This window comes from Actinomadura sp. GC306, assembly GCF_004348665.1.
GTDB lineage: Bacteria > Actinomycetota > Actinomycetes > Streptosporangiales > Streptosporangiaceae > Spirillospora.
Window position 1 is genome coordinate 1 of the sequence record NZ_SMKM01000268.1, and the last position, 9,188, is coordinate 9,188.

The 9,188-nt window shown below is 72.1% G+C and carries 7 protein-coding genes; 6 read left to right on the top strand and 1 reads right to left on the bottom strand.

The window, feature by feature from the left end:
• The 6 genes from E1200_RS27375 to E1200_RS27400 all read left to right on the top strand — a co-directional run.
• On the top strand, nucleotides 1–1,153 hold a 1,153-nt coding region (locus E1200_RS27375; protein ID WP_131954961.1), incomplete at its 5' end, for a cytochrome P450.
• A 40-nt stretch (nucleotides 1,154–1,193) separates the two neighbouring features.
• The gene (locus tag E1200_RS27380; protein ID WP_131954962.1) at nucleotides 1,194–1,478 is read left to right on the top strand and encodes a GlsB/YeaQ/YmgE family stress response membrane protein; all 285 of its coding nucleotides are present in this window, start codon (nucleotides 1,194–1,196) and stop codon (nucleotides 1,476–1,478) included.
• Between the two features lie 1,243 nt (nucleotides 1,479–2,721).
• A complete protein-coding gene (locus E1200_RS27385) occupies nucleotides 2,722–3,045 on the top strand; it encodes a DUF485 domain-containing protein (protein ID WP_131954963.1) in 324 nt (107 codons plus the stop codon).
• The gene (locus E1200_RS27390; RefSeq protein ID WP_131954964.1) at nucleotides 3,042–4,709 is read left to right on the top strand and encodes a cation acetate symporter; all 1,668 of its coding nucleotides are present in this window, start codon (nucleotides 3,042–3,044) and stop codon (nucleotides 4,707–4,709) included. Before E1200_RS27385 ends, E1200_RS27390 begins: the two co-directional genes overlap by 4 nt.
• Nucleotides 4,710–5,409: 700 nt before the next feature.
• Nucleotides 5,410–7,539, top strand: a complete 2,130-nt coding sequence (locus E1200_RS27395; RefSeq protein ID WP_165950482.1) for a S8 family serine peptidase — start codon at nucleotides 5,410–5,412, stop codon at nucleotides 7,537–7,539.
• Nucleotides 7,540–7,843: 304 nt separating this feature from the next.
• Nucleotides 7,844–8,122: an SHOCT domain-containing protein gene (locus tag E1200_RS27400; protein WP_131954966.1), complete on the top strand. Its 279-nt coding sequence runs from the start codon at nucleotides 7,844–7,846 to the stop codon at nucleotides 8,120–8,122.
• An 82-nt stretch (nucleotides 8,123–8,204) separates the two neighbouring features.
• On the opposite strand, the gene E1200_RS27405 is transcribed toward E1200_RS27400, so the two are convergent.
• Complete coding sequence (locus E1200_RS27405; RefSeq protein WP_131954967.1) at nucleotides 8,205–8,849, bottom strand: MarR family transcriptional regulator; 645 nt, start codon at nucleotides 8,847–8,849, stop codon at nucleotides 8,205–8,207.
• Nucleotides 8,850–9,188 lie beyond the last annotated feature (339 nt).

Sequence of the window (9,188 nt, forward strand, 5' to 3'; positions counted from 1 at the left end):
GCTTTATGTGCTTTCGCGGCCCGAGTATGCCGAGCACGTGCTGGTGGCCAATCAAGCCAACTACGTCAAGGCGTTCACCTATCGGCCGTTGCGGGCGGTGCTCGGCGAAGGGCTGCTCACCAGCGAGGGGGAGACGTGGCGGCGGCATCGGCGGGTGGTGCAGCCGGTGTTCGCGCAGCGGCACGTGGTCGGGTTCGCGCCGCGGATCGTTGAGACGGCCGTGGCGGCCGTGGAGCGGTGGCCGGACGGGGTGATGCTCGACGCGGCCGGGGAACTGCGGCGGATGACGTTGGACATCGTCGGGCGCGCCCTGTTCGGCAGTGCGCTCGCGGGGGAGTCCGCGCAGACCGGACGTTCCCTGGAGTTCCTCCAGCGCGGTGCTGTCGCGGGGACCTTCGTGCCCGTGCTTGCTAAGCGGGGCGTCTATCAGCGTGTGCCGGGGCTTGGGGGCGCGCTTGGGCAACTGGACGGGCTGGTGCAGCGGGTCATCAAAGGCCCCTCCGGTGGGGAGCTCCTCCAGTTGCTCAAGGAGCGCGGCGAGTTCACCGAGGCCGAGCTCCACGACGAGGTGCTGACGCTGTTGCTGGCGGGGCACGAGACCACGGCTGCCTCACTGGCGTGGACGTTCGTCCTTCTGTCTCGGTATCCGGCGGCGCGTGAGCGGCTGGAGCAGGAAGTGGACGAGGTGCTCGGGGGGAGGGAGCCCCGCGCCGAGGACGTTGAGCGGCTGCCCTGGACGAAGGCCGTCCTCGAAGAAGCGATGCGGCTCTACCCGCCGGCATGGACGATCGAGCGTGATGCCCTGGAAGAGGACGACGTCGCCGGGGTCCGGGTTCCGGCGGGGGCGACGATCGCTGTCCCGCCCTATCTGCTGCACAGGAACGTGGAGATCTGGCCCAACCCGGAGGGGTTCCAGCCTGAGCGGTTCATGGGGGAGACACAGCGTTCCCGGTATGCGTATCTGCCGTTCGGGGGTGGACGTCGCATCTGTGTGGGGGCCGGCTTCGCGATGCTGGAGGCCGTCCTCGTCCTCGCGGCCGTGAGCCGTACCCATCGGCTCGATCTGGCGCCCGGAATCGAGGTCCCGACGAGGGCGGAGATCACGCTGCGGCCGGCCGGTCCCGTGCCCATGCGGGTGACGCGGAGGGCGTGACCTGCGGAGTCATATGCTCCTGAGTGGGCACACGGTGGGCATGAACATCACAGGCATCATCAGCGCGATCGTCATCGGAGCGATCATCGGTGCGCTGGGGCGGCTGCTGCTGCCCGGTCGGCAGCCCATCGGCGTCATCCTGACCGTGCTCACCGGTATCGTCGCGGCGATCGTCGGGACGGCCATCGCGCAGTCGGTCGGCGTGAGCACGACGTCCGGGATCGACTGGATCGAGCTGGTATTCCAGGTCGGGCTGGCCGTGCTCGGTGTCGCGATCGTCGCGGCGCTGAGAGGGCGCGGCAAGAACCGCCGCGTCGAACGCTGACGACTAGGCGCGCTTCTCCGGCGTCCGGGAGCGGGACGGGGGAGGCGGAACAGGTCGCCCAGGCGGGACAGGACGTCCCTGCCGCCGGTCGCGGTGGCCGCCTCCCTGGCGATCAGTTCGGCGAGCGTCGACTGCCCGGCGGCAGGGCGAGGAACGCCTGTTCATCCATGGTGATGACGGCGTCGAGAGGCTGTGCTGGGCGCTGCGGCATCTCGATCGTGCCGTCGTCCACGCGGGCCTGAAGGGTCTCGTCGCCCGATGCGGAACTCGTGGACGGCGTGGAGTCCGGCCGCGGCCTCGGGGACGGAGCATGACTTGAGCCCAAACTCCGATGCGCAGGGGGTGCGGGCGTAGGCATGGGGCGAGCCGGGCCGCCTCGGCTGGGTCTCGGCCATGCCGAACGCGTCCGGGGGCGGTGCGGGATGTACGTGCCGTCCGACCAGGAACGGACGACTTCGACGATAGAAGTCGGGCGCCAGCGTGAACAGGCTGAGCCGTCTGGTCCGGCCCATCCGTCCAGTAGGACGATGTGGGTTGTGCGTCGGCGGCTTTCCGTGCGGCGAGTCCCGCGTAGCTGTGCCCTACTGGGACGACCTCGTCGGACGCGACGTCCAGGGCGTTGATGACGTCGTCCACGTGTTCGCGTAAACCGACGTCACCGTTGCGCAGCCGGGAGACGATGGTTTGCGCAGCGGCCCGGTGAAGGAATGGTGTCCCGCTCTCCCAGGCCCATGGGTCGTGTCAGGCGCCGTGGACGAGCACGTACTACGGTCCCCCCAGACGTCGTGGGCTGCGACCGGTAGCACGCTGGTCAAGCCCTGGTCGTTCCGTGTGTACGGCACCGGGTTCCAGTATTCGCCGTCCCAGTGGGCCACCGCAGGGGCGAAGTCGGGGCCGACCCCACCCACGACCCTATGCGTCGTGGCCGTCCGTGCCTGCACGTCCATGACGAAGGACATTCCCGTGCCGTGGCTGGGCTCCCAGTCATCCCCCGTCCGGCGGAACAGCGGCGTGTCGGCGTTGGACGTGGCCAGCAACGTTCCGGCCGTTCCCGAGAACACGTGGAACCGACTGTCGATCGGCGCCTCGACCTCGGTGAAGCAGTCCGGATGTGGCGGCGCCGGAGTGCGCCCGGAGTTCTCTATCCACATCTCGCCAAATGCTGGTCGCGGACGCTGAAACTTTGCTCTCATAGAGCAATCGATCAATAGCGGAGAGTCATGTCCGACCGGGGGGTCAGCTGATGTGGGACTCGGAGGTCACGGGGCGCCGGGGGAGCGAACCCGCACCATATGCGTCCATAGCGGGATACGAACGGTTTCAACTGCTCAAGGGGAGGGTCCGGCGGGCCGCACTGCTCGTCGGCACGGTGTTCCTGGGGTGGTACTTCGTCTATGTCGGCCTGTCCGCGTTCGCCCGGGACTTCATGGCGCGGCCGGTGTTCGGCCACGTCAACGTCGCGCTGCTGCTCGGCGTCCTGCAGGTGCTGTCGACGTTCACGCTGGCCTGGGCGTACGTGGCGTACGCGCGCCGGCGCCTCGACCCGCTGGCCGGTGAGCTGCGGTGATCGAGCACCACGGGGTGGCGCTGGCGGTCTTCGCCACGCTCATCGTGCTCACGCTGGGCATCACGGTGTGGGCGCGGGCCAACACCCGGGGCGCCGACGACTTCTACGCCGGCGGGCGGACGTTCTCCGGCCCGCAGAACGGCATCGCGCTGGCGGGCGACTACATGTCGGCGGCGTCGTTCCTCGGCATCGCCGGGATCATTGCGCTGTCCGGCTACGACGGCTTCCTGTACTCGATCGGCTTCCTGGTGGCGTGGCTGCTCGCGCTGCTGCTGGTCGAGATGATGCGCAACGCGGGCCGGTTCACGATGGCGGACGTGCTGTCGGTGCGCGTCCGGCATCAGGCCCCGGTCCGCCGGGCGGCCGTCGTCTCGACCGTGACCGTGTCGGTGTTCTACCTGCTCGCGCAGATGGTCGGGGCCGGCGCGCTCGTGTCGCTGCTGCTCGGCATCCACAGCGGCGAGCGGTTCCTCATGATGTCCGCGGGCAGCGCCCGGACGGTGACGATCGTCGTGGTCGGCGCGCTCATGATCTGCTACGTGGCGTTCGGCGGGATGAAGGCCACCACCTGGCTGCAGATCATCAAGACGGCCCTGCTGCTCGCCGGTTCGGTCGTGTTGACGGTGCTGGTCCTCGGCCGGTTCGGGTTCGACGTCAGTAGCATGCTCGGCTCCGCCGCCGGGTCGAGTGGGCAGGGCGAGGCGTTCCTGCGGCCGGGCTTACGGTACGGGCAGGACGTCCCCGGCGACGCTTACCGGACGATCGTCAACAAGCTCGACTTCATCAGCCTCGCCGCCGCGCTGGTACTCGGCACGGTCGGGCTCCCGCACATCGTCAACCGCTTCTTCGCCGTCCCGGACGGCCGCGCCGCCCGCACGTCGGTGTCGTGGGCGATCGGGCTCGTCGGCGCGTTCTACCTGATGACGCTGGCGCTCGGCTTCGGTGCGGCGGCGCTGGTCGGCCGGGACGAGATCGCCGCGCAGGACCCGTCCGGCAACACCGCGGTGCCGCAGCTCGCACAGGTCGCCGGCGAGCACGTCGGCGGGCATCTCGGCGGCGACCTCATGCTGGCGTTCATCGGCGCGGTGGCGTTCGCGACGATCCTCGCCGTGGTGTCCGGGCTGGTACTGGCGTCGTCGACGTCGCTGGCGCACGACTACTTCGGCCAGGTGCTGATGTTCGGACGGCCGCGCGAGTCGCAGGAGGTTACGGTGGCCCGGTTCGCGGCGTTCTTCGTCGGTGCGCTGGCCATCGCGCTCGCGGTCGTCTGCCGGAACCTGAACGTGGCGTTCCTGGTGGCGCTGGCTTTCGCGATGGCGGCCGCGGCGAACCTCCCGGCGATCGTGCTGTCGCTGTTCTGGCGGCGGTTCACCTCGTCCGGGGTCGTCGCCGGAATCTACGGCGGGCTGGGCAGTTCCCTGGTGCTGGTGTTCTTCTCGCCGGTCGTGTCCGGAAAGACCGATCCGGTGACGGGCGAGAGCCTGTCGCTGTTCCCGGCCGGCGTCGACTTCCAGGTCTTCCCGCTGGAGAACCCCGGCCTCGTCTCGATCCCGATCGGGTTCGCGTGCGCGGTCGCCGGGACGCTGCTCGGCCGGGAGCGTCCCGACCAGGAGCGCTACGACGACCTGTCGGTGCGAGCCCTCACAGGGGCGGGCTCACACTGATCCGCGGATGCGCTGATCCGCGGATGATCCGCGGATGCGCTGACCCGCCGGCGCGCTGACCCGCCGGCGCGCTGATCCGCCAGCGCGCTGATCCGCTGACGCGCTGACCCAGCGACGCACTGACCCACCGACGCGCTGACGCGCTGACCGTCGCGTGCCGCTGCCGTGCCGTCCGGGCACAGGCGTCCGGGCGGCGGTGTGCAGGGGTGAAAGCGTGCCGGGGTGGGCGGGCTCGCATCAAGGGCGCTGACGCCCTGACGCTCTGGCGCGATGATCGTCGCATGCCGGTGCGGTGCCGTCCCGGCACGCCCGCCCGGGCGGCGGTGTGCCGGTGTGAAGGCGTGCCGGTGTGCAGGCGGGCTCGCATTCAGGGCGCTGACGTCGTGGTGCGGTGACGGTCCGGTGACCGTCGCGTGACGGTGCGATACCGGTCGGGTGCCCTGCCCCGGGCGGCGGCGTGCCGGTGCGGGGGCGGGTGCCGCGGGGCGGCTAGCATGGCGTGCCAACGCCGGTTACCAGCGGGTATCGCGGCGGCCGGTGGGGGCCGGCCGCGGCGGTGGCGCGCGGGATCGCGGACGATCGGGGCACCCCGTCCCGGACGTGCCCCGATGCGCCGAGTGCCCGGGCGACGACCGGTTCGCGTGGCAGAATGTCAACCCGTCGTGCAGCGGCGGTCTGCCGGGGAGGGAGGTGCGGCGGCGTGTCCGGAGCCGGTCGACGCCGTCCAGCCCGAGCCCGCCCGGCGACCCGGCTCGGCGCCCGGACGACCGCGGCCCTCACCGTCCTCACGCTCGGCGCGGCCGTGGTCGTGCCCGCGCAGGCGATGGCGGGACGGCCGGCCGACCCGCCCCCGCGCGGCGCCGCCACCGGCATGCTCGTCGGCGCGCCCACCGACCAGATCCGCGACCGCGAATGGCACCTGGAGGCGTTGCGCACCCAGCGGGCGTGGCGCTACTCCAAGGGACGCGGCGTCACGGTCGCCGTCCTCGACACCGGCGTCGACAAGAACCACCCCGACCTCACCGGCCAGGTCATCAACGGGCCCGATCTCACCGGCGGGGTGCGGGCCCCCGGCAGCCGCTACTGGGGCCTGCACGGGACGTCGATGGCGAGCATCATCGCCGGGCACGGCCACGGCCCGGGGCTGACGCAGGGGATGATGGGCGTCGCACCGCAGAGCACCATCCTGTCCATCCGCGTCACGCTGGAGAACGACGACCCGCTGCGCCGCGACAACGGGCAGCCGGACGCGGCCGGCGAGCGCGACGCCGTCGCCGAGGGCATCCGCTACGCCGTCGACCACGGCGCCGAGATCGTCAACATGTCGCTCGGCGGCGGCCGGCAGTTCTACAACGGCACCAAGTCCCAGGAGAGCGCGATCAAGTACGCCCTCGGCAAGGGCGTCGTGCTGATCGCGTCCGCGGGCAACGACGGCTCGGGCGCCAACCGCAAGAACTTCCCCGCCGCCTACCCCGGAGTGATCGCCGTCGGCGCGCTCGACCGCCGGCTGCGGCTCTGGCAGGACAGCAACAGGCGCTCCCACGCCTCCGTGTGCGCGCCTGGCGTGGACATCGTCAGCGCCGACGCCAGCAACGGCTACGTCGTCGGGACGGGCACCAGCGCCTCGTCGGCGATGGTCGCCGGCGTCGCCGCCCTCGTCCGGTCCCGGTACCCGCGGCTGACCCCCGACGAGGTCCGGCAGGCGCTGGTCCAGGGGTCGCCCGCCCGGCCCGGCCAGCCGACCGGCTCGACCGCCTGCCGCGGGACGGTCGACGCGCTGCGGACGCTCTACGCCGCGCACGCGATCAACAAGACGTCCAGCGGGCCGGTGCAGACGCCGCCGCCCCCGGCGTCGCCCGAGCCGGTGGCCGACAACGCCGTCGAGGAGACCGGCATCCTGCTTCCGCTGGTGCTGGGCGGCGGCGCGGTGCTGGTCGTCATCGGGCTGGTGCTCGGCTGGCGCCAGCGGCGCCGCCCGGAGGACGACACCGACGAGACGGACATCGTGTCCGACTACGGGCTGCCGGCCGCCGCGCCCGCCGCGCCCGCCGCGCCTCCGCCCACTCCCGTGGCCGCGCCGGGCCCCGCCGCGCCGACCGGAGTCGCGCCGGTCAACGCGCCGCTCTGGCAGAGCACCGACGTCTTCCAGGGGCCCTCGGCCGTCCCCGGCCAGGCGTCCCCGGACGGTACGCCCGGCGAACCCGAGGTGTGGGACGAGCCGTCCGAGCCCGATGTTGTCGGACGGTGGAGCAACGCCGCCGCGGACGACCCGCCCGGCGAGCCGTGGGGTGGCAGCCCGTCGCCGCTCGACACCGCGCCCCTGGACCCCTCCTGGGGCACGCCCTCGGCCACAGGAGGCTGGTTCGACCGCGAGTCGCCGCAGCCTGAGCCGGACCCGGTCGAGCCGGAGCAGCCGTCCGCCCTGCCGCACAAGCTGCGCCCGTTCGAACCGGGCGAGTTCGCGACGAACGGCGGCGGCACCGGCAACGGGCACAAGAACGGTCATGACGCCGGGAACGGCCACCGGGACGGCGGTGTGAACGGAAGCAACGGCGCGAGCCTCAACGGTTCCGGACCCACCGGCGGGCAGGAGGAGGACGACGCGCCCGGCCTCAATGACGAAGAGTGGGAGGCGTTCCGGCGCAGCACCCTGGACGCTCCGGAGACCCCTCAGGCGCCCGCAGACGGGTGGGCGACCGGCGCCCTGCCCGAGTCGCCACCCGCCGAACCCGGCCGATCACGCGGCCCCGCCGACCAGCCGGACGGCGACCAGCACATCCGGCGTACCCGCCCCTCCGACGACGAGGACTACCGCCCGCCCTGGTGGTGACGAGCCTCTCTGAACGCCCAGCGAGCCCGGACGTCCATCGGCGCGGACAGCGCCCGCCCTGGTGGCGTCACGGCCCACAGGGACCGCCTCGGTGAGCCGGATGTCCGTCGGCGTGGGCGGCGTCCGGGCTGGTGGTCGCCGGCCGCCGGGGAGCGCTGCGGTGAGGTGGGTGTTCGGCTGGCCGGACGGTGTTCGGTCCGGGGTACTTCGGTGGGCGTAGTGGGGGAGTCTCCGGCTGGGCGATGTGGGGGGCCGTGCCCGTCGCGGAGCATCGACGTATCCGCACACAGGAGGTCGATGAACGATGCTGACGACGTTGATCACGCAGCTCGGGCCGGGTGGGTGGCACGACGGCGGGGACGCTCCCGCGTACTGGCCGGTCTTCCCGATCGCCATCGGGCTGTTCTGGCTGGCCGTGCTGGGCGCGGCGTTCTACCTGATCCGCCGCCGGATGACCGGCACGGCTGCGGTGGCCGACCCGATGGGCAAGGCGCGGTCGGTCCTGGCCGAGCGGTTCGCCCGCGGGGAGATCGACGAGGACGAGTACCTGCGGCGGGCGGCGACTCTCCGCAACGGCGACTGACCGCCACCCGGGGGCGTTCATGTGCGGCGTGTTGCCCTTGAGAGCCCGCCCTTAATGGCAACACGCCGCAAGTCAGCGGAGGCTAGTCGGCGGCGGCTTCCTTGAAGATTCTCTCGATGCCGTCCTGGTAGCGGGGGGTGTGGGCGGCGGCCTCGGTGAAGCGGGTCAGGAGGCGGGCGAACTCGGCGCGCTCGTCGGCGGTCCAGCCCGCCATGAGGTCGTTGAGGTAGGCGCGGCGGAAACGGTCGGCGACCTGCTTGACGCGCTGGCCCGCGTCGGTGAGGCCGAGGTTGGCGCGGCGCGCGTCGACGGGGGACGGGCGGCGCGACAGCAGCCCGGCGTCGATGGCGTGCCCGACCAGGCGGCTCGCGGTGGACGGGTCGATCTCCAGGCGCTCCGCGACCGCGCCGACCGTGACCTCGCGGGACGGGTCGCCCGCCTTCGCCTCGGCGGTGAGGGCGGCGACGGCGTTGACCACCATCAGGTTCGAGATCTGCAGCGGGCGCCCGCCGGTCGCGGCGGGCGTCTGCGCGCGGATCCGCTTCATGAGGTCCGGCTTGGCCCAGTACCGGCGGATCTGGAGCAGCGCCGCGCCGATGTCGGCGAGGGCGGGGTCGGTGGCCGCGTCGTACGGCTCCGGAGACGCGCCGGGCGCGTCTCCGGGCGTGTCCTGCCCGGTCGCGTCCCGTCCGCCCGGCCGCCGCGTGGCGGAGGTCTCCGTCGCCATTCGAGGTCTCCGTTTCCCGTGCCCGTCCGCTGCCTCCCGTATGCCGCACCTCCCACTCTAACGAATGTAGTGTGCATATGTTCGGGACAGCCGGGACGTGCGGTTCCCACGGGACACGCGGCGCTGGAGATCCCCTGGTGAAGGGGGATGTGATGCACTGAACCGCCGGCCGCCGTTCCCCGCGAACCGCCGGAACTTGTCGGCGCGGACGCGTAACATGACACCCGCCCGAACCCGGACGACCCGGGATCAGTAACCACAGAGGGGACCTGATGCGAGCGGCGAACGCCCCCGGTGACCCCCGCGGTTCCGTCCCCCCACAGGACACCAGCATGGACG

What these genes read in the sequence shown, in the direction of transcription:
- E1200_RS27380 (WP_131954962.1), top strand. Translation starts at nt 1,194, where the DNA reads ATGAACATCACAGGCATCATCAGCGCGATCGTCATCGGAGCGATCATC.
- E1200_RS27400 (WP_131954966.1), top strand. Translation starts at nt 7,844, where the DNA reads ATGCTGACGACGTTGATCACGCAGCTCGGGCCGGGTGGGTGGCACGAC.
- E1200_RS27405 (WP_131954967.1), bottom strand. Translation starts at nt 8,849, where the DNA reads ATGGCGACGGAGACCTCCGCCACGCGGCGGCCGGGCGGACGGGACGCG.
- E1200_RS27385 (WP_131954963.1), top strand. Translation starts at nt 2,722, where the DNA reads ATGTGGGACTCGGAGGTCACGGGGCGCCGGGGGAGCGAACCCGCACCA.